Below are 20,896 nucleotides of genomic sequence, written 5' to 3' on the forward strand. Positions count from 1 at the left end.
GTATACTTATAAGATGATAAGAAAGAAGTATAGTAAGATTTTAGTAGCGAACAGAGGGGAGATTGCCTGCAGGATAATCAAAACTGCGCACAAGATGGGCATATCTTGTGTGTCTGTGTACTCAGATGCAGATGCAAATTCTGTGTATGTAAAGCAAGCAGATGAGTCAAGGCACATTGGCCCTTCGCCTGCTTATCTTAGTTACTTGAATATCGAAAAAATATGCGAAGTAGCAGTTGAAACAGGTGCTGAGGCAGTTCATCCTGGCTATGGGTTTTTAGCGGAAAATCCAGATTTTCCCTGTGCTCTGGAAAAACATAACATAGATTTCATTGGTCCAAGTGCAAAGACAATAGAAGTTACAGCCAACAAAATAACGGCAAAAGAAGAGGCAAGAAAGGCTGGAGTAAATGTAGTGCCAGGATATATGGGTAAGATCGAAAACGCTGACCATGCATCCATGGTTGCTGAAGAAATTGGTTTTCCCGTTATGCTCAAAGCTGCATCAGGTGGTGGTGGCAAAGGAATGCGAATTGTACATTCCAAAAAAGAAATTGAACTAGCATTTACATCAGCAACAAACGAAGCAGAGAAAAGTTTTAAAGATGGTAGTATTTTTATAGAGAAATATATAGAGCTGCCAAGACACATTGAAATACAAATTATAGCAGATAAATACGGCAATGTAGTGTGTCTTGGAGAGAGAGAGTGCTCAATACAAAGGAATAATCAGAAAATAATGGAAGAAACTCCAAGTCCATTTATTAGTGAAGAAGTAAGACAAAAAATGTATGCTCAATGTGTCTCCCTTGCAAAACAAGTTGGCTATTTTTCAGCAGGCACTGTCGAGTTTGTTGTTGATAAAGACCAAAATTTCTATTTTCTTGAGGTAAATACGAGATTACAAGTTGAGCATCCAGTAACAGAATTCGTAACAGGAATAGACATAGTAGAAGAAATGATTAGAACTTCCTGCGGAGAAGAATTAAGATTCAATCAGGATGATATTAAACTTACTGGCTCTGCAATAGAAAGCAGAATTTGCGCTGAAGACCCATCAAAGAAATTTTTCCCTTCCAGCGGAAGAATAAAATATTACGATAAACCGAATGAAAATGATCATGTAAGAATAGATGATGGAGTTGCTGCAGGTTCAGAAATCAGCATGTTCTACGACTCAATGATTGCAAAAGTTATAACCTATGGAAAAGATAGAATAGAGGCGATCAGCAGAATGCAAAAAGCTTTGTCTGAGTGCTATATAGGGGAAGTAATAAACAACATAGAATTTCTAGAATCCATCTTCCATAATCCAAATTTTATTGCAGCAAAGCTCCACACGAGATTCATTCCAGATCATTACCCTAGCGGGTTTCAAGGTGATTTTATTACAGAGGAATATATTAAAATATTTATTTTTATTGCACTGTATGTTCACTTAGAAAATGAGGAAAAGTATTACAGTAAGTCAATAGATGAAGCATTCATAGTGAAAATAGACGATAATGAGTACTCCGTAAATGCAAAATATCAAGATAACACATTAACAACAGTATATAACCACAATAAATACTCCGTGGTAGGTAAGTGGAAACCAAGTTACAGGTTGTTATATATAACAATTAATGATGATACCAATATAGCACTTAAAATAGAAAGGCAAGGCAGCAAATACTTTATAAGACACGCAGGTATGAAAGCTAAATGTTGTGTATTGAAACCTCACGTAGCTGAACTAAGCAAATTAATGCTAAACAACAAAACAGAAGGGATTTCAGTAGACGCTGTAAAATCTCCAATATCCGGTTTATTGGTTAAATTATACGTTAATGCTGGAGATCAGGTAGAGGTAGGACAACCTCTGTTTGTTGTAGAGGCAATGAAAATGGAAAATATAATATGTGCTGAATCAGAAATGGTAATAAAAAATATCCCTGTTACAGAGGGGAAAAATGTACAGGCTGGTGATTTGGTATTAGATCTGGTTTCTTAAATAACATAAGCAGTATAAACTTGACCCAAATAAGATAAACGAAAACATTTGATGGGCTATACCAATGGCCATTGGTATATGCAGCAACAAAGTGACTACTCCTAGAATTACCTGAATGATGACGGAGAATAGCATAACATATAATGGTTTTATACTGGCATTTTTTATTGTGAGTATTGCTGTCAGAACTAATATCAGCAATGCCAATGCCCGGTGTATGAATTGCACTGTTACTCTATTTTCAAAGATATTTAGCCAAGCAGGCTGTAAGTAAAATAAATCTTCTGGAACAATTTGTCCATCCATTAGTGGAAAGGTATTATAAATTAAACCAGCATTTAGCCCTGCAACAAATGCACCGAAGATTATTTGTATTGTAACTAGGATTAAAATTATCCATATGCAACATGTAATGTTGCCATTAATTTTAATTATCTGTTTTGGTTTGATTTGGTAATCAAAAAATTGATATGACAATAATGCAAAAATAACCAATGCAAGCAGTAAGTGAAGTGCGAGCTTATAGTGACTAACATGAGGATTGGCTACCAAACCGCTTTTAACCATATACCAACCAGCAAAAGCTTGTAAAATTCCAAATAATAGTGCTGTAGATAACCTTATTACTGCATTTTTAGGTATTCTTTTTTTTAGTGTAAAGTATATAAATGGTAAGATAAAAACTAAACCTGTCAGCCTTGCAATCAACCTATGCACATATTCTATTAAGTATATGGTGCGGAACTCTTCCATACTCATACCATAGTTAAATGCTTTATATTCAGGTGTAGCTTCATATTTTGATTTTTCTTTTAGCCAGTCTTGTTCACTCAGCGGTGGCAATGTTCCGGTAATTGGTTTCCATTCCGTGATTGACAATCCTGCTTTTGAAAGTCTGGTAAATCCACCAATTCCCACCATGCAAATCACCATGAGAGAGCAGAGAAAAAGCCAAATAGCTACAGGTTTTGCTTCCATAAGCCATGCTGAGGGTGAATAACAAATTCCCACAAAGCGAGAAAAGCTGCAACGCTATGTAGTAGACTATAGACGGGAAAAAATATTGATACTATATAAAAATAAAAAGGCATTTTTTGTTGTCTGATAGCTATTATCAAAAAAATCAAGTTAATACCGTATACTATTATAAAATAATATAAGAATAATTCATTCAAAATTTGAGTCAGCACCAATGAAAGCAACAAAAAAGGAGTTGTAAAAAATATAAAAGCTGAGGAACCAACAAAAAAGTTTAATAGCAAAATCCCCTTAAGCCCAGTGTGCTTAAAAAGTAATTTTATATTTTTTAAATGAACGATATAAGTTTGCATATAACCTTTAATCCAGCGTGCTCTTTGTTTGATCCAAGCAAACACAGTAGTTGGTGATTCTTCCAACGTTTCTGAATCAATAATCCTGGTTTTATATCCCATCTGTGCAAATCTCAAACCAAGGTCAGCGTCTTCAGTGACATTGTAAGCATCCCAAAAAAGCACTTTCTTTAAAATTTCCACTGAAAAATGGTTACTGCTACCACCCAAAGGTATTGGCATGTTCATTTTTTGAAATCCAGGCAAAAAATATTGAAACCAGTTCATATACTCAAGAGAAAAGAATTTTGTAAGAAAATTGCAACCAAAGTTATAGTAATTTAATTTCGCCTGTACACAAGCCAACTTTTCGTCGCCCTTATTAAATTCAATGAGTGCTTTTTTCAACTGCAATGGATCTGGCTTGTCATCTGCATCATATATTACCACATACTTTCCTCTAATAAAATTCATAGCATAATTGCATGACTTAGCTTTTGTTCTAGGCAGAGAATGAGGCACTTTTATTACTTCAAAATACTGTGGTAAAGTGCATTTTTCTATAGCTGCCAACATTTCTTGGTCATCGCTCTCTATTACAAGCTTTACATCTAATTTTGATTTTGGATAATCCAAACTTTCAATGCTCTTAATCAATTGCTTTATAACCGCATTCTCTTTAAAAGCAGGCAATAAAATAGTATATATAGGTTCATTCATCTTATCATAATCTGCTTTTTGGTTAGAAATTTTACGCAAGCCAAAAATTTTAGTTACAAATTTGAATAAAGAACTAGAACATCCGATTATAAATATCAACACCAAAGCAAAATATGCATATTTTTTTGTCAGTGTTAAAGTCGAAATTATAACAAAAAAAGAGGAAAAAAAGATTGAACTGAGCCTAATGCTTTTAGCTGAAAAATTAGGATTCTTATAATATAAGTAGTTACTTGCGAATTCTGAAATACCAAAGTGCGAGTTAAGAAGATTTAAAATCTGTTCGCTATTCGCTTTTATTAATACATATTCAATACCGTAATGAGATTCGACCCAAAGGTTGATATCTTGGCTTATGTCTTCAACCATAAAAAAAGTAGTATCATTTAATTTTTGCCAAGGAATTATATTAAACCTATAGTAGAAAAGTTTCTCTTGTTCTTTGCATAAACTAGAATCAAATTTAATTTTTTCTACATTATCAGTTTGAAGTACAGGCATTAAACTTAATGCAACTTTTTGCTCAAGTCACGTGAAAACGAAGATATAACCTCACTACTACGCTTATCATCTTTACGTTCATGCATTATTTTTTTTACAGCATCAGCAGCTATACTCGCTGTGTTAGCTTGTAAATCCCCAAGAGCTTTTTCAACTTGGTCAGTAACTTTCTTCAAATTAGAATGGGCATTTTCATCTAACGTTTGATCGAGTTTCTGTCTATTATGCTTAATAATACTATTAGCCTTATCAAGTGCTTCATTCATCATTTTGTTAACTTCTGCATCTAATTTTTTGTATTTTTCAGAAGATTTTTTGTAATACTCCAACATATCTTTTCTGAATTTTTCAATTTCTTCACTTGAAAACTTGCTTTTGTTACGTTTATTGTTAAGCGCGTTTTTTATTACCTTCCCTAGCAATTTATATGAGAGGATAAAACCTACTAAAAAAGCAAGGCTTATAACTAGTAATGTAGACATAAAAACCCTAAAATTCTTTGGATACCAAATCAGCAACAAATTCCTCTTCAATCTCAGAATTAGTTAACTTAGTATAGTAAATCAAAGCAATACTAGTAGCCATTTGTTTTAATTCACTAATATACTTAGATTTAAATTGTACTACCTTTTCTTCAACAAGTTTAATCATCTTCTTGTCTTCCTCTTCCAATATATCCTTAACATTCGCTCTCATTTCTTCTACTTGAGCAAATGCATCATTTATGATTTTTTTTGCCCGTACTCTAGCTTGATTTAAAGCTGCATTATACTTGACAATTTGCTCTTCTGTAAGTCTTAAAAGGTGAATAGAACTATTAAAAGAATCCAATACTCCTTTACTCCTAGTATTTAGTATTTCATCTAATTTCGGTAAAAATAAACAACTTACTACAAAAAAAAGCGAAGAGAAGAAAACTAAAAACCAAAAAACTTGAGAAAAGAAAGTTGAAACATCAAGCTGCGGCATGTGTCAAACACTACAATATTAATATCATCGCAATTACAAACGCAAGAAATCCCATAATCTCAACCATAGCAGCACCAACATAAACGTAAGTTTTCATTTGACCTTCCGATTCAGGGTTTCTCGCAATCCCACTTAGCATAGTAGAGAAAATATTAGCTACACCCAAACCAGCACCTAACATAGCAAACGCCATCAAACCAACCGCTACAAATTTTAAAGCTACTAAATCCATATACTACCTTTAACTATTCCTTAATAATATTATAAAATGTTCTACAGGTAAGTCAAGCACTCACTTTACTGTATCTGACAAATATACGCACGTTAATATAGTAAATATATAAGCTTGTAAAACTGCAACAAACACTTCAAACCCTATTAGTGCAATTATAAACAAAAAAGGTGCAGGAGTGAAAAATATGTTCATATTTACGATAAACCCCGCTATTACTTTGATGATCGTATGGCCAGCAATCATATTTGCTGCAAGCCTTATTGATAGGCTAATCGGTCTTACTAAATAAGCAAACAACTTAATAATAATTATTACAGGTGCAAGCCACCAAGGAGTTCCTTTTGGTAGCAATATGCGTAAAAACTCTACTCCCCTTTCTTTAAACCCAACAATTGTTATATAAGTAAAAACCACCATCGACAAAGCAAAAGTGACTATTACATGACTTGTGACCGTGAAACTATAAGGAAGAACACCAACTAAATTACACGATAAAATGAAAATAAATACTGTAAATATCAAAGGAATATGCTCCAAACCTTTGCTTCCAGTGTTACTTTCTATTATTGAAACAACAAAATCATATACATATTCAACTGCAGCTTGCAAATATCCTGGTATTACTGCACCTTTTCTTATTCCAAAGAGCAAAAACAGTACCATTAATATCACCGAGATCATCATAAAAAGAGATGAGTTGGTAAAGTTTATGTCATACCCAAATAATTTTGGTAGTTCTATTATTGTATATACTTTAAATTGTTCTAGCGGATTTAACGCCATTTTGACCCTGTATACTTAAACTGCAACAGTAAATAAAGTATGAATTTTATAGGACAAAGTCAAGAATTAAGATAAGGCTCTATGTTATTATAACATTGATACATTAACAAAATATGTAATTAGAGTGTTAATTACAGTCAGCCTTGTATTTTAAAATTTACTAATCTTATTAAATTGTTCAATATCTTGACTTAACATCTTATTTTAGTTATAATTTAATTTTTAGTGAGGTATATAATGAACGAAATAGATTTTATTAACACTAATCATCCTTTAAATTTAGAGCAGGAACTTGGCAACGGATACATCAAATTGACAGATTGTTCCTTTAATGAATATACTGGCCATTATCAAATAGGAAGCGAAATACTAGATGAAAGCCATAATATGATAGGAAACTTAACTATTGATGGTTACATTTATGATGCCTATGCAGATAACCACAATATGAATCTTAAATTCTTTACGGAGATAGATTTAAAAAGTGATATAGAGAAGATCAATTCTCTTCAGAAGAAGATATAAAGTTACAAAAGCTTCTGCATCATTGTTTATGATGTAGAAGTATTCCACTACAACAAGCTTTAAAAGCACTACATTTTATATTACAATAACTTTTTTGTTTCTTTAAAGATCCATGAAATTCACATTATCTTGGTTATTAGAGCACTTAGAAACCAATGCTAGTTTAGAAGAAATTACCGATAAATTAACTCATATAGGGTTAGAAGTAGAAGATGTGATCGATAATTCCAGATTGACTGGGTTTATCGTTGCAGAGGTATTAGAAGTCGTACCTCATCCAAATGCTGATAAATTAAAATTATGTAAAGTAAATGATGGAAGCAAAATTCTACAAATAGTTTGCGGAGCAAACAATGTTAGAGAAGGTATGAAAACTGTACTTGCATCTCTTGGTAGCACATTGCCAGAAAGCGACTTTACAATTAAGCCTACAAAAATACGAGGAGTGCTAAGTGAAGGGATGCTCTGCTCTGCCTCTGAGCTTTCGCTGACTCAAGAGGAAAGTGAAGGAATCATTGAGCTTTCTGATGATTATAAAGTAGGGAATAAATTTTCCAATTGCGATCCTGTAATTGACATAAACATCACTCCAAATCGTGGAGATTGCTTAGGCTTATATGGAATAGCTCGAGATTTAGCAGCAACTGGAATTGGAACGTTAAAGGCTTTAAACATTCCACAACTTGCCTGCTCTATAAATTCACCAGTAAACGTCAAAGTTACTGACGGGGAGAGCTTTATTAGTGGAATATACATCACCAATGTAAAAAATAGAGAGAGCCCAAAATGGTTAAAAGATAAATTGGAATCGATAGGAATGCGCTCCATTTCTGCAATAGTTGATATTACTAATTACATCATGATATCCTTTAACCGCCCAATGCATGCATATAATGCAAAAACAATAGAAGGAGAGCTTGTAGTACGCAAAGCAAACGACGGAGAAAAATTTATTGGTTTAAATGGTAAAGAATACTCATTAAATAAAGACATAAGTGTTATTTCTGATGATAAAAACGTTCATGCAATTGCTGGAATTATAGGTAGTAAGTACAGTGAATGCACTCTTGAGACTACCGAAATCTTTTTAGAGTCTGCTTGGTTTGACCCTATTTCTATCACTAAATCTTCAAGGCAGCTAGGCATCTCCACAGACTCAAGTTACAGATTTGCACGTTCAGTCGACCCTGAATTTATCTTTGATGGAATCAATCTTGCAGCCAAAATGATTTTGGATTTATGTGGTGGAGAAGTGTCAAGTGTAGTGTCTGCTGGCAATCTAAATAAAGCTGATACTAAGGTAAATTTTGATTATCAAAACGTAAACAAACTTGGAAGTGTATATGCATCACCTAATGAGATATTTGATATTTTAACAAAGCTAGGGTTTAGTATCGATAAAAAAACTGAATGCAATTGGGATGTACAAGTACCAAGCTGGAGACCGGACGTAACCATACCTGCTGACTTAGTTGAAGAGGTAGTAAGAATATACGGCTATGATAAAATAAAGGAAGAGCAACTAGCAGAAGACGTTACAGTAGAAGAAGAGACACAAGATGATTTGCGCATTTTAATGACAAGCAGAGGGTTTCATGAAGTGATAACTTGGTCTTTTATGAGTGAATCAACAGCTAAGAAGTTTGGTTACTTGAATAAATTATTTATTATCGACAACCCATTTAATAATGACTTTAATATAATGAGACCAAGCATCATACCAAATTTGTTAAAAGTTACTGCAGATAATACTGCCCATGGTACACCTGATTTTGCAATTTTTGAAATTGGGCCAATTTATAATAACGAAGCTCAATCTAAGTACGTTTTAAGTGGAATTAGATCAGGAAATAATTCGCCGAAAAACCACTATAACACTGATAGAAAAATAGATATTTTTGACGCAAAGGCTGACCTCATAACAGCTTTGGAACTTTTTAATGTCAATTGTGATAATTTAGCAATAGAGAGAGCAGAAAAAGAATATTATCACCCAGGAAAATCAGGCTCCTTATCTTTTAGAAGTAAAATAGTTGGTTGTTTTGGAGAATTGCATCCGAGTATATTGGATTTTTTTAACATCAAACAAAAAATTGTAGGCTTTGAGTTGATATTAGAAAATATCGAAAATTTACCTATAAGTAGAAAAAAATTTATCGATTATAAATATCAAAGTGTAAAACGCGACTTTGCATTTATTGTAAATAAAGATGTAGCAGCAGGTAGTATAATCAATATGGTGAAAAAAAGCTCAGAGCTCATCACAGAAGTTTTGATATTTGATGTATATCATGGAAATAATATAGAATCGAATAAGATGTCTATAGCATTTTCAGTTACTTTCTGCTCTCCAACTCACACTTTAACTGAAGAGGAAATCCAAAAAGAATCAAATATGATAGTCAACTTAGTGTGTAAAAATACTGAAGGAACTTTGAGAGCTCATCATTAAGCCGTAACCGCCGTTTCCTGATTTTGCTGTGTCACGTTTACTTCATCCAATTTATTTCCTATCTTGAATTCAATATCTTTGAAAAATCTATCCCACATTCCATGCAAATGCTCTTCTATTTGAGGCCACACATCACTTTTAAATGTCGTTCCATCATCAGAAAATAAATTGCCTAAAAAGCCTCCAACTCCTTCATAACTTGATTGAAAATGTTGAAGAAATGTCTCTACTTCCTTATGAGTATCATGTGCCACACTCAATGCTTTCCCTTCTGTGCTATTATCTTTGTTTACAGTAGCTGACCATCCAATCACATTATAATTAAAACCAACTTTGAGAGAGTTCCAAATCCTCCACAAACCACTCTCATTATCTTTTGGTACATTATTTATTATAAGATTTGCTAATCTATCTACTAGAGGAGACAATAAATCTTGATAAAAGTGTTTGATATTATCTTTCATTTTAATTACAGGACTTTTTATGCACTTTTCTGCCAAGTAGTACTCAAGTTCCGCTTCCTCTAATAACTTCTTAATTGCTTCTTCATCAAAAATTTCATGCTCGAATGCTTTAAGTAAAGCATCTTCTATTATTGCAAATTTTATTTTTTCACGAGATTCCAGTTTTTCTCTATAATCATTTTTTGTTTTTTCATTTATCAACAATCCTTTTTCTTCTAATTCTAACTGTTTTAATGCTTTCAGAATTTCTTGGTTATTTTTCAAGTGCTTCTCTATTAATTTTGTACTTGGATGCTTTTCTCCTTTTCTCTTTCTCTCATCTTCTAAGTACTTATTTAAATCCTCACTTTCTTCTATTACTTCTCTTAACGATATAGGTTGATCTAAGCATTCTGCAATTTTCACTCGGTGCACATTAATCCTCTGTACTAAATCCGGCTCCTTTTCCTCTAACAGCTTACATGAATTCTCTATACCCTTTGCTTGACTTTTAAACAAATCTTGTGTTTTACGTTTCGTTATTTCTAAATACATCTTTGCTATAAAATCATTCACTTTACCTGAAGCTTCTTCTAAACTTTCCCCATTCAAAGGACCTTTTATCTCCTCTTCTAAATCTCGAAACTGGTCTATTAAGCTTAGCATGCCTAATAGGCCTAACTCACCCTTTGCTTTTTTCATTACTGATTTTACTAGCCTTCGCTCAACTTCTTGATCACCATACTCGAACTTAAAAAGACCTTCTAATTTCCTTTTTAAATCATCGTTTGTTAAGTTGTTTTTTCCTTCATTATATACTGCTTTCAGCTTTTCATGTATCCCAGTATATCTTACTTGTCCTTGTTTTTTTAAATCTTTAATTATTTCTTTAGCATCATTCAGAACTTCCTCTGTTTTTCCAAGATCTGTATCCTTATAAACATCAATTATTGTTTTCCTAGTTATTTTCCCTTCTTGTATAAGTCGCTCCCATTCTGCTTTAAATACAGGAAGCTCACTATCGTCTAGGGCATTTGGCACTTTTGCTCCTGCTTCTTTTAGATCCTTTATTATCATCTCTTTCTCATTTGGTAATTCCTTACCTTGACTTTCTAACTTCTGCTTCACTAAAGTATTTTTTAGCTCATCTTCCAGCGAAAAATCTTCTCCCCGTCTATTCTGCTGAAACTTAATTGCTTGTATAAAGGCAACTTGATAAGCATTTTCTATTAAGTGAGTTGTCAACTTAGAACCTATACTACTCATCACTTTCAACCTGAATTCGTTCAATAATTCCTTCAATTTATCACGTGTAATCTCTTCTTTTTCTAGCTTCACCAGCTCTTCCATAGTTTTTGCGAATTCTTGAATTGAAGTTGCAATCACATTCTTAATTTCATTATGCAAGGGCTTAAGACCATTGTTTAAATTGATACTAGCTGATAATTTCAGTATGATATTATGCTCTAAATCCGGCTTCACACTAAACCATTTATCATTTCCATTTTCACATAAATCTCTAAGCAGTTGTTTAAATTGCGGTGGAAATTTTATTTCCATATCCCATGTAATGTTTGGTTCAGGAAACCCCGTTTCATGAAAAGATATCTCAATATTTTGGTGCTTATTAGAATATCGCCCCATACTTATTTTAAGAACAGCAACTAAAGAGTGAGATAACTCTCTATTTAAAAGATAAAAAGTAGCCAAAGCAATTGTTGCAGGAACAATTAAGGCTACAAGCACAGTCACATTAACAAAAATTGCTATTGCAGCAAGAGCACCGTATGCAAATCTTCTCGATACACTTGTTTCACTCTTTTTTGCCTTATCTTCCACTACACCTTCTTGTGTCTTGCTGTCTGCTTTAAATCTACTGTATATGACTAACCCCATTGCAACAAAAGCAATATAAGGAAGCATTAAAACTGACAGAGCTAAATTTAATACTTTTTTCTCCGGGCAAGCTCTGTTTATCTCTTTAAATATTCTACTTGATATATTATACCAGGAAGTAAAAAAGTCAGAGTTGTAATCTTTATAATGAAATATACTGAGTGGAACATTAAAAGCAGCTACCTGTTTAGTTAACCAATCTTGCTGACTTATAGCATCAAAAAATTCTTCTCCCTCTTCTGAATTAGCAAGACCTAAATCATTCCCTTCTTCTACATTAGAAACATCTTCCATAGCATCAAAAAACTCTTCTTCCTCTTCCAAAGCAACATTAAAAATAGATTCTACTTTACCTAAACCATCACTGTTGTTATTTAAATCAATAACTTCTCTATGACCATCTGCAACAACTTGATTCATATCACCACCCTACTTAAAGCAATTTAAGTATAGCATAAACATTACTAATTTTGCAACTTTATTAACTTAATACCAACTGTCAAACCTTGGTATTCCTTAGAATAGAAATCGGCCTCGATCTCTTTATTAGTGTCCAAAGATAAGGCAAGGGTCTGCTCTTTTATATATTTATTCCATGTAGTTATTGCTTCCTTAATTTTCTCATCTTCTGCTTTAATTATTACTCTGATTCTATCTGATATATGAAAATCAGCTTGTTTTCTAGTTTCTTGAATAAGCCTCACAACATCTCTTGCGAGTCCTTCTAGAATTAGTTCGTCATTGAGCTCAGTAGTCAGAACAACAATCCCTTTATTGTTATCAAATACAGAAGAATATTCACTATTTGCTTTTAACAATAGTTCATACTCACCTTTTTCTATAGTATAGCTCTCTGTTTCATCTCCCAGAAATATTTGCTCATTCTCAATTTGTCTCCACTTTTCTTCTTTGACATATTGAACTAGTTTCTTGATTTTATCTGCAACCTTCTTACCAAGTAGCGGAAAATTTAGTTTTAGCTCTAGTGACGCAACTTCTTTCAACTCACTTACTATTTCTAGTTCTTTTACATTCACCTCATCTCTTATTATCTCTTGATATTCATTTTCAAGGAAATCGCAGGAAGACCTATGATAAATGGTCATACTGCCAAGTGGCTGCCTGATGCGCATGTTAAACGTATTTCTGATGGATAATGCAGAGTTACATATCTCTCTTACCAAATCCATCTTGGCAATGAATTCACTGTCATATCTATCTGATTGTGGAAAATCAGACAAATGAACAGATGTTTCTTTGTACTTAAGCCCTTGCCATATAGTCTCTGTTATGAGTGGCAACAAAGGAGCTGCAGCTCGAAGCATGTAATAAAAAACTGTGTACAGAACATTATAAGCGTCGGTTTTATCTTGATCTAAGTCACTTTTCCAAAAACGCTCGCGACTGCGACGAATATACCAGTTATTTAGCACTTCAAAGAAATCTGTCAGGATTTTGCAAGCCTCCTGGGAGTTATAGTTGTTCATAGAAGCTTGGATACCTTCCACAGCTTCAAAACATTTGGAAATCATGTAACGATCAATAGTACTTCTATAGTCCTTGCAAACTTCAGCTTTAATCCCATCTGCATTTGCATACATAGTGAAAAAGTGATAACTATTCCAAATAGGTTTTATTACGTCCTTCAGAATATCTCGTATTGATTTTCCTTCTTTGTCGAGTAGTAAATTACCACCGCAAACAATGGAACCAGATAGCATAAGAAAACGCAGCGCATCAGAACCATATTTGTCAAAAACCTCCATTGGATCTGCATAATTATTCAAACGTTTGGATAATTTCTGACCTTTCACATCAAGAACCACACCGTGGCATATGCAATTCTTAAATGGCTCACTATCAAATAAAGCAGTGGAAAGCACAAAAAGCGTATAAAACCATCCTCTTGTTTGTGCTATATATTCAGTAATAAAATCCGCAGGGAAATTACTCTCAAACCACTCCTTATTTTCAAACGGATAGTGAATTTGCGCGAACGGCATCGAGCCAGACTCAAACCAACAATCAAACACATCAGGCACACGACGCATAACTGATTTTCCTGTTGGATCATCAGGATTTGGTCTTGTTAAAGTATCGATAAATGGTCTGTGCAAATCATCTATTTTAACATTAAAATCTTGCTCTAGTTCTGCTATCGAACCATATACATCCACTCTTGGATATTTTGCATCATCTGATTTCCACACAGGAATTGGCGTACCCCAAAATCGATTGCGTGAAATAGACCAGTCATGCGCTCCTTCAAGCCATTTTCCAAATTGACCATCTCTTATATGATTTGGCATCCAATTAACTCTCTTATTTAGCTCTACCATTCTGCTTTTGAACTTTGTCACAGCAACGTACCAAGAAGGCATAGTGCGATAGATCAAAGGAGTATCAGTTCTCCAGCAGTGAGGATAATTATGAATATGTTGCTCAGTCTTAAACCAACTCCCCTGCTCTTTTAATTTTTTTATTACTGTATCATTGGCATCAAAAACATGAACTCCTGTTAAATCTGAAACTTCTGCAGTAAATTTCCCACCGTTATCAATTGGACAAACAGCTCGAATATCATGGCTTTGGCAAAGGTAAAAATCTTCTTCACCAAATCCAGGAGCAGTGTGCACAACACCAGTGCCGTCTTCTGCTGTAACATAATCAGCACTGAAAACACGGAATGCATTTTTTGTATCTTTAAAGTAATCAAACAGTGGTTTATAGGAAAGACCTGCAAGATCACTCGCTTTAAGTTTTGTATTACAGTTTTCATATTGAATATTGCTTTGTTCACAGTGGCCGACAAATTTCTCTAAATAACTTTCAGCAAAGATGCAGACTTCACCATTTACTAACATTGCACAATACTCAATATCTTTTCCTATTGCCAGTGCAAGGTTACTCGGCAATGTCCAAGGCGTTGTAGTCCAAGCAAGTAATTTACATTTTTGTTTAAATTGCTTTGGATTTTCTAAAAGTTCAAACGCAACAGTTACAGCTTTGCTAGTTTTTTCTCTATATGCGTTATCAAGCCTTGTCTCAAAATTAGATAATGGAGTTTCACATGCCCAACTATAGGGAACAACGCGTATTGATTCATACACCAGACCTTTATCATAAAGCTGCTTAAATGCCCACATGACCGACTCCATAAATGATTTATCCATGGTTTTATAGTCATTGTGAAAATCTACCCATCTTGCTTGTCTATTTACATACTTCTCCCATTCTGATGAAAATTGCATCACAGAAGTACGGCAATGATTATTGAATTTTTCAATGCCAAACTTCTCTATCTCAGTTCTGCCAGATATTCTAAGTTCTTTTTCCGCGCCCATCTCAGCCGGTAGCCCATGGCAATCCCAACCAAATCTACGTTCAACTCTTTTTTGCAGCATGGTTTGATATCTTGCAAATGCGTCTTTGATGAAACCAGTGAGTAAATGTCCATAATGCGGAAGCCCGTTTGCAAACGGAGGCCCATCATAAAATACAAAGCAATTATCCTTAGAACGCTTCTCAACTGATTGCTCAAAAATTTTATTTTCCTGCCAAAATTTTATGATTTCCTTTTCTAGTAATGAAAAATCAGGACTACTGCTTGTATCAGGATAATGCTTCATATTCATTCTGACTGGATAAAGTTAAAGAATATAGAACTTTTTGGAAAATTACAAATTCAAAAACTCTATTTCTATAAACATAAAAAGGTATTGACATTATTATACAGCATACTAATAAATCAGACTTATTTACTTAAGTTAAAGATGAATAAAGACAATAACAGTTGGCCTTATCAGAAATTTCATAATGCTAACAAAAGCAATAGTAAAAGCAGCTTTATTTGGGGATCGCGTTCTTATGAATACAAGAATTCTGGAGAGATTGAAAAAATACGCTATCAGTGGGAAAAGAAAAAAAATCCCGCAAATCTATTATATCAAATCTCGTATGATTGCGTAACACAGAGTTGTAGTTCTTTAAGTATTAAACCTAGATAACTTGAAAAAACCACATAAAGCGCTTCTGCGCAAGAACGCAGGAGCACTTTTTTGTAATTAGGCAGCACATCCCAATAAACTATTTTGCCGAGCTTCCAACACTCTTACATTTACTATTTTATCTCCGTACTTCCCTTCAGGATCATCAATGCAAACTGATTGCATATATGGACTTTTGCCAATAATTTGAGCTTGATGTTTGCCTTTTTTATCACTGAACAGGAATAGTCTTGCCTACCATACTTTTATTAAACTCAAATTGTTGTTCACTAATTAATTTTTGTAAACGAAGAAGGCGCTCTGTTTTAATCTCTTCTGGTACTTGATCTTTTCTTTCTGCTCCCGGCGTACCTGGTCTTGGGCTATATTTAAAACTATAAGCCTGAGCATACTTTACTTTTTCCACTAATTTCATAGTTTCTTCAAAGTCTTTTTCAGTTTCTCCAGGAAAACCAACGATAAAATCAGAAGAAAATTCAATTTCAGGTTTCAATTTGCGCAATCTGTCTATTATTCCCAAGTATTCCTCTGCCGTGTGTTTTCTATTCATTGCATGCAATATTTTATTCGAACCTGACTGCACAGGTAGGTGAACAAACGGCATGAGTTTTGATTCCTCCGCATGTACCAAGTAGAGAGATTCGTGCATATCTCTTGGATGAGAAGTTGTGTAGCGGATTCTTTCTAGGTTTTCAATTTTAGCAATGTGACTAATTAATTTTCCTAAATCCCACACTTCTCCTCCGCACTCCCCATGATAAGCATTGACATTCTGACCAAGCAAAGTAATTTCCTTTGCTCCATTTGCAACTAACTTCAATGCTTCACGGAATATTTCATTTACTGGTCGTGAATACTCAGCCCCGCGAGTGTAAGGCACCACACAAAACGTACAAAATTTATCACAACCTTCTTGTATGGCAAGAAACGCAGAAAACCCTTGACTATTGCCATAACATTCATTTGGCAATTTATCAAACTTCGCAACTTCTGGAAAATCAGTATTTATTACATGACCTTTACTTCTGCTTGCTTTTACTATCAATTCCGGTAAAGCAGCAATACTCTGCGGACCAACAACAATATCAACAAAAGGAGCCCTTCTGAACACTTCTTCTCCCTCCGCTTGAGCCACACACCCGGCCACCACTATAGTAATTTCCTTATTTTTTTGTGATGAATGGATTCTTCCAAGCTCTGAGTAAAGCTTTTCTGCTGCCTTTTCTCTAATATGACAAGTATTCAATATCACCAAATCAGCTTGTTCTACATCACTAACAATGTTGAATCCTAGAGGCTTAACTATATTCTCCATTAAAACAGAGTCATAAACGTTCATCTGACAGCCGTAAGTTTTAATGTATAGGCCTTTCATATTAAAAATTCTTCATATAAATCCTAGCAAATTATAGGAAAAACTGAATTCTAGTACAACAGCCAATAAAGATTGCTTGACAAACCTTCTCGCTTTCCTTACCCTAACAGTAGAGGTATTTTAAGAGCTCAAAAATCTATCTTCGTCTGCAGACTTTTCAGTCAATTTCTCAATAAAAAGTGTACTCTTCAGTGTATACTGTAGTATGTACGCTGCATTTTCTTTCTAATCTTTCAGGGGGATTTTATGTCCATAATTCCAGATACTTGACCTTTATTCTTAAGCTAAAAACTGATTGGTACCTATGGTTTTTATAAAGAAAGTGCAAGAAATACTTTAAAGAATATGAAATAAAGGTAGAAAAGGTTTGAGTAACCAATCCAGGCATAAATTTGTCATGTATACCAAAAAGTAATTACACTAATATAATATTCACACTTATATGCCAATATAGATATAATACTAATTAAAGAGCATGTTATGCAAGAAGAAGTATCAGATTTTGCAGATGCTCTTTGTCAAAATAGATGTGATTCCTTTCGGGTGACACCCTCCTATATCTTTCTTTAGGTTATACAGAAGTCTAACACAATTATAGAACAAGCTTAAAAGTTCTGGTAAAGTAGTTTTATTTACAAAGAGTATGCTACTTGATATTGAAAAACGCAGCATAACAAATGCACTGTGGAAGTTACAAGAAGCAGATCAAAGGGAGATTTTAACTCTTATACAGAGATTTGAGTTGCCAGAAATATTAGCAAGAATATTAGTTAGTCGTGGTGTTAACATAGAAAATGCACATGACTTCTTACATCCACTAATCAGATCACTATTACCAGATCCCTTTTACCTCCTTGATATGGACAAAGCTGTTTCTCGCATAATAAAAGCAATAAACAATAATGAAAATATTGCAATATTTGGTGACTATGATGTTGATGGAGCAACGTCATCAGCATTGATTAATAGGTATTTAAGAACGATTGGAACACACTCTATAATCTATATTCCAGATCGTGTTGATGAGGGCTATGGATTAAACGTAGATGCTTTATTACAACTTAAAAAGAACGGAATTGACTTATGTATTTCTGTTGATTGTGGTACGCTTGCATATCAACCAATAGAAGATGCAAAGGTTTTTGGGCTTGATATTATAGTTGTCGATCATCACCTTGGTACAGAAAAGTTACCAAACGCTGTAGCAGTTGTTAATCCCAACCGCCTTGATGAAAGCTCTCCTTATACTAACCTTGCAGCAGTTGGAGTGTCATTTCTGCTAATTGTTGCCCTTAACAGAAGCCTACGTGAGCAAGGATTTTTTACCCACAAAAAAGAACCAGATTTATTTGATCTACTGGATTTGGTTGCTCTTGGAACTGTTTGCGATGTTATGCAGATCACAGGCCTAAATAGGGCTTTTGTTTTACAAGGATTAAAGGTTATGTCAGCAAGAAAAAACGTTGGCTTGCGTATTTTATTTGATGCTTTGGGAATCCTTGAAAAACCAAGTGTTTCACGATTAGGGTTTAGTATTGGGCCATGCATAAATGCTGGAGGAAGAATTGGAGAAGCATCACTCGGTGCAAGGTTGCTTTCCACTGATAATGAAGAAGAGGCGCATTCAATCGCGCTAAAATTAATAGATTTAAATAATGCAAGGAAGGTGTTAGAAAATGAGGCTCTCTTAGAAGCTACAACACAGGCAGAAAAATTTACCTTATTAGGTGTAAATTTTATAATGGTAAGTGGCAATTGGCATCAAGGAATAATTGGTATCATTGCATCAAGACTAAAGGAGCAGTTTCACCTACCAACGATAGTGATATCTTTAAACAACGGAATAGGAAAAGCAAGTTGTAGGTCAATTTCTGGAGTAGATATTGGTGCCGCGGTTCTTTCTGCAAAATTTACCAACCTAATCATTGAAGGTGGTGGTCACAGTATGGCAGCGGGATTTTCGATTAAGGAAGACAAAATAAGTGATCTACATGATTTTTTTACTGAAAGATTTGCAAACTCTACAAATGACAAAATCATAAAAGCCGATGGCATAGTAACAGCTAAAGCAATAAACTTATCCCTGTGGAATCAATTGCAACGCTTAGAGCCATTTGGTGTTGGCAACCCTGAACCGAGATTTATCATTCAGGGAGCAAAGATAAGAAAGCCGGAAGTTATAGGAGTTGATCATATAAAATGTTTTATTGCTGATGATAATGTTATGGTAAAAGCTATTGCGTTTCGCTCTGCAAATACTGAGATTGGCTCTGCTATTATGCAGGGTAATGTTAAAGCCATTTTGGGTAAAATCTCTATGAATTACTGGAATGGCAATGAATTTATACAACTTATGATAGAAGATGTCTTAACCATTAGTTAAGTTACTATTTTACAATAATTACCTATCAATCTCACCAAAGACTATATCGAGTGAACCGATAATTGCTGCAATGTCAGCAAGCATGTGTCCTTTTGCCATGAAATCTAAGGCCTGTAAATGCGCAAAGCCAGGTGCTCTTATTCGGCATCTATAAGGTCTATTGGTACCATCTGAAACTATATATACTCCAAATTCGCCTTTTGGCGCTTCAACAGCTACATAAGCCTCACCTTCTGGTACATGATATCCTTCCGAGTAAAGCTTAAAATGATGAATCATAGCTTCCATGGATTCTTTCATTTCTGCTCTTGGCGGTGGAGAAATTTTTCTATCTTCAGTTTTTATTGGCCCTTCAGGCATCTTCTCTATGCATTGCTTCACCAAGCTGATAGATTGTCTGATCTCCGCCATTCTTACTAAATAACGGTCATAACAGTCACCATTTTGACCGATAGGTATATCAAAATCTAGCTGATCATATATCTCATATGGCTGGCTTTTTCGCAAGTCCCAAGCAAGTCCAGCAGCACGGAGCATTGGTCCACTAAAGCCCCAATCAAGCGCCTGTTTTATTGATATTTCACTAATTCCTACAGTGCGTTGCTTCCATATCCTATTTTCTGTCAGAAGATCATCAACATCATCTATATACTTTGGAAATTGCTCTATAAACTTTGCAATATCTTCAATCAAACCTTCTGGGATATCTGCTGCAAGTCCACCTGGCCTTATATAAGCTGCGTGAAATCTTGCACCTGAGGCCCTTTCATAGAACTCGAGTATTTTTTCTCTCTCTTCAAAGAGCCATAAAAGAGGAGTCATCGCCCCAACATCAAGTGCTTGGGAAGAGACATTTAGTAAATGATTTAGTATTCTTGTCAGCTCACAAAATAGAACACGCAAATATTTTGCCCTAATCGGAACTTCGCACTGCAATAATTTCTCTACACATAACGAATATGCATGCTCTTGTGACATTGGTGACACATAATCAAGGCGGTCAAAGTAAGGCAGAGCTTGAAGATAAGTTTTATGTTCTATCAATTTTTCAGTGCCGCGATGCAAAAGCCCAATATGAGGGTCTGACCTCTCGATCACCTCACCATCCATCTCTAAAACAAGACGTAACACCCCGTGTGCAGCTGGATGCTGAGGGCCAAAGTTTAGCATCATTGTCTTTAGATCTGGCATGTTTGGAAGTTTAAGATGTTAAAATTGTATAGGGTAAAATGTGCTTAAAGTCAATAGGCTTCTTGTACAAGCTATAACTCATCGTTACAATAGAAAAACTCTCAAAAACTTCA

The 20,896-nt window shown here is 34.5% G+C and carries 13 protein-coding genes and 1 pseudogene; 4 read left to right on the forward strand and 10 right to left on the reverse strand.

Features of this window, described 5'->3' with window-relative positions; genetic code table 11:
- Nucleotides 1-13: 13 nt before the first annotated feature.
- Nucleotides 14-1,993, forward strand: a complete 1,980-nt coding sequence (locus tag ABWU24_RS02895; RefSeq protein ID WP_341815489.1) for a biotin carboxylase N-terminal domain-containing protein — start codon at nt 14-16, stop codon at nt 1,991-1,993.
- On the opposite strand, the gene ABWU24_RS02900 is transcribed toward ABWU24_RS02895, so the two are convergent.
- The 6 genes from ABWU24_RS02900 to ABWU24_RS02925 are packed head-to-tail and all read right to left on the reverse strand — an operon-like array spanning nt 1,976 to nt 6,511.
- The gene (locus ABWU24_RS02900) at nt 1,976-2,971 is read right to left on the reverse strand and encodes a COX15/CtaA family protein (protein ID WP_341815490.1); all 996 of its coding nucleotides are present in this window, start codon (nt 2,969-2,971) and stop codon (nt 1,976-1,978) included. The genes ABWU24_RS02895 and ABWU24_RS02900 overlap by 18 nt on opposite strands.
- Complete coding sequence (locus ABWU24_RS02905) at nt 2,953-4,524, reverse strand: glycosyltransferase family 2 protein (RefSeq protein WP_353274404.1); 1,572 nt, start codon at nt 4,522-4,524, stop codon at nt 2,953-2,955. The genes ABWU24_RS02900 and ABWU24_RS02905 overlap by 19 nt, the downstream gene beginning before the upstream one ends.
- Nucleotides 4,525-4,529: 5 nt before the next feature.
- Nucleotides 4,530-5,006 carry a hypothetical protein gene (locus ABWU24_RS02910; protein WP_341815491.1) on the reverse strand — a complete coding sequence of 159 codons (477 nt, stop codon included), beginning with the start codon at nt 5,004-5,006 and terminating at the stop codon, nt 4,530-4,532.
- 7 nt (nt 5,007-5,013) lie between these two features.
- Nucleotides 5,014-5,493, reverse strand: coding sequence for a hypothetical protein (locus ABWU24_RS02915; protein ID WP_341815492.1), 480 nt, complete (start codon nt 5,491-5,493; stop codon nt 5,014-5,016).
- A 10-nt stretch (nt 5,494-5,503) separates the two neighbouring features.
- Nucleotides 5,504-5,725 carry a F0F1 ATP synthase subunit C gene (locus ABWU24_RS02920; RefSeq protein WP_143689781.1) on the reverse strand — a complete coding sequence of 74 codons (222 nt, stop codon included), beginning with the start codon at nt 5,723-5,725 and terminating at the stop codon, nt 5,504-5,506.
- Nucleotides 5,726-5,785: 60 nt separating this feature from the next.
- The gene (locus ABWU24_RS02925) at nt 5,786-6,511 is read right to left on the reverse strand and encodes a F0F1 ATP synthase subunit A (protein ID WP_341815493.1); all 726 of its coding nucleotides are present in this window, start codon (nt 6,509-6,511) and stop codon (nt 5,786-5,788) included.
- 237 nt (nt 6,512-6,748) lie between these two features.
- On the opposite strand from ABWU24_RS02925, the gene ABWU24_RS02930 reads away from it, so the two are divergent.
- The gene (locus ABWU24_RS02930) at nt 6,749-7,036 is read left to right on the forward strand and encodes a hypothetical protein (RefSeq protein WP_341815494.1); all 288 of its coding nucleotides are present in this window, start codon (nt 6,749-6,751) and stop codon (nt 7,034-7,036) included.
- A gap of 112 nt (nt 7,037-7,148) precedes the next feature.
- A complete protein-coding gene (pheT, locus tag ABWU24_RS02935; protein WP_353274406.1) occupies nt 7,149-9,488 on the forward strand; it encodes a phenylalanine--tRNA ligase subunit beta in 2,340 nt (779 codons plus the stop codon).
- Here the strand turns inward: pheT and ABWU24_RS02940 are convergent.
- The 3 genes and pseudogenes from ABWU24_RS02940 to miaB all read right to left on the reverse strand — a co-directional run bounded on the left by ABWU24_RS02940 (nt 9,485) and on the right by miaB (nt 17,209).
- Complete coding sequence (locus tag ABWU24_RS02940) at nt 9,485-12,247, reverse strand: hypothetical protein (protein WP_341815496.1); 2,763 nt, start codon at nt 12,245-12,247, stop codon at nt 9,485-9,487. The genes pheT and ABWU24_RS02940 overlap by 4 nt on opposite strands.
- 44 nt (nt 12,248-12,291) lie before the next feature.
- Nucleotides 12,292-15,462 carry an isoleucine--tRNA ligase gene (gene ileS / locus ABWU24_RS02945; RefSeq protein WP_341815497.1) on the reverse strand — a complete coding sequence of 1,057 codons (3,171 nt, stop codon included), beginning with the start codon at nt 15,460-15,462 and terminating at the stop codon, nt 12,292-12,294.
- Nucleotides 15,463-15,891: 429 nt separating this feature from the next.
- Nucleotides 15,892-17,209: pseudogene (miaB, locus tag ABWU24_RS02950) on the reverse strand (tRNA (N6-isopentenyl adenosine(37)-C2)-methylthiotransferase MiaB).
- Between the two features lie 643 nt (nt 17,210-17,852).
- Here miaB and recJ point away from each other — a divergent pair.
- On the forward strand, nt 17,853-19,592 hold the full coding sequence (recJ, locus tag ABWU24_RS02955; RefSeq protein WP_341815499.1) for a single-stranded-DNA-specific exonuclease RecJ: 1,740 nt from the start codon (nt 17,853-17,855) through the stop codon (nt 19,590-19,592).
- An 18-nt stretch (nt 19,593-19,610) separates the two neighbouring features.
- Here recJ and ABWU24_RS02960 read toward each other — a convergent pair whose 3' ends face one another.
- Nucleotides 19,611-20,783: an NADH-quinone oxidoreductase subunit D gene (locus ABWU24_RS02960; RefSeq protein ID WP_353274408.1), complete on the reverse strand. Its 1,173-nt coding sequence runs from the start codon at nt 20,781-20,783 to the stop codon at nt 19,611-19,613.
- Nucleotides 20,784-20,896: the final 113 nt, after the last annotated feature.

Origin of the sequence: Wolbachia endosymbiont (group B) of Hofmannophila pseudospretella (assembly GCF_964028515.1) — a bacterium.
GTDB lineage: Bacteria > Pseudomonadota > Alphaproteobacteria > Rickettsiales > Anaplasmataceae > Wolbachia.

Coding starts and splice junctions, on each gene's coding strand:
- ABWU24_RS02895 (WP_341815489.1), top strand. CDS start 14: ATGATAAGAAAGAAGTATAGTAAGATTTTAGTAGCGAACAGAGGGGAG.
- ABWU24_RS02900 (WP_341815490.1), bottom strand. CDS start 2,971: ATGGAAGCAAAACCTGTAGCTATTTGGCTTTTTCTCTGCTCTCTCATG.
- ABWU24_RS02905 (WP_353274404.1), bottom strand. CDS start 4,524: ATGCCTGTACTTCAAACTGATAATGTAGAAAAAATTAAATTTGATTCT.
- ABWU24_RS02910 (WP_341815491.1), bottom strand. CDS start 5,006: ATGTCTACATTACTAGTTATAAGCCTTGCTTTTTTAGTAGGTTTTATC.
- ABWU24_RS02915 (WP_341815492.1), bottom strand. CDS start 5,493: ATGCCGCAGCTTGATGTTTCAACTTTCTTTTCTCAAGTTTTTTGGTTT.
- ABWU24_RS02920 (WP_143689781.1), bottom strand. CDS start 5,725: ATGGATTTAGTAGCTTTAAAATTTGTAGCGGTTGGTTTGATGGCGTTT.
- ABWU24_RS02925 (WP_341815493.1), bottom strand. CDS start 6,511: ATGGCGTTAAATCCGCTAGAACAATTTAAAGTATATACAATAATAGAA.
- ABWU24_RS02930 (WP_341815494.1), top strand. CDS start 6,749: ATGAACGAAATAGATTTTATTAACACTAATCATCCTTTAAATTTAGAG.
- pheT (WP_353274406.1), top strand. CDS start 7,149: ATGAAATTCACATTATCTTGGTTATTAGAGCACTTAGAAACCAATGCT.
- ABWU24_RS02940 (WP_341815496.1), bottom strand. CDS start 12,247: ATGAATCAAGTTGTTGCAGATGGTCATAGAGAAGTTATTGATTTAAAT.
- ileS (WP_341815497.1), bottom strand. CDS start 15,462: ATGAATATGAAGCATTATCCTGATACAAGCAGTAGTCCTGATTTTTCA.
- recJ (WP_341815499.1), top strand. CDS start 17,853: ATGCTACTTGATATTGAAAAACGCAGCATAACAAATGCACTGTGGAAG.
- ABWU24_RS02960 (WP_353274408.1), bottom strand. CDS start 20,783: ATGCCAGATCTAAAGACAATGATGCTAAACTTTGGCCCTCAGCATCCA.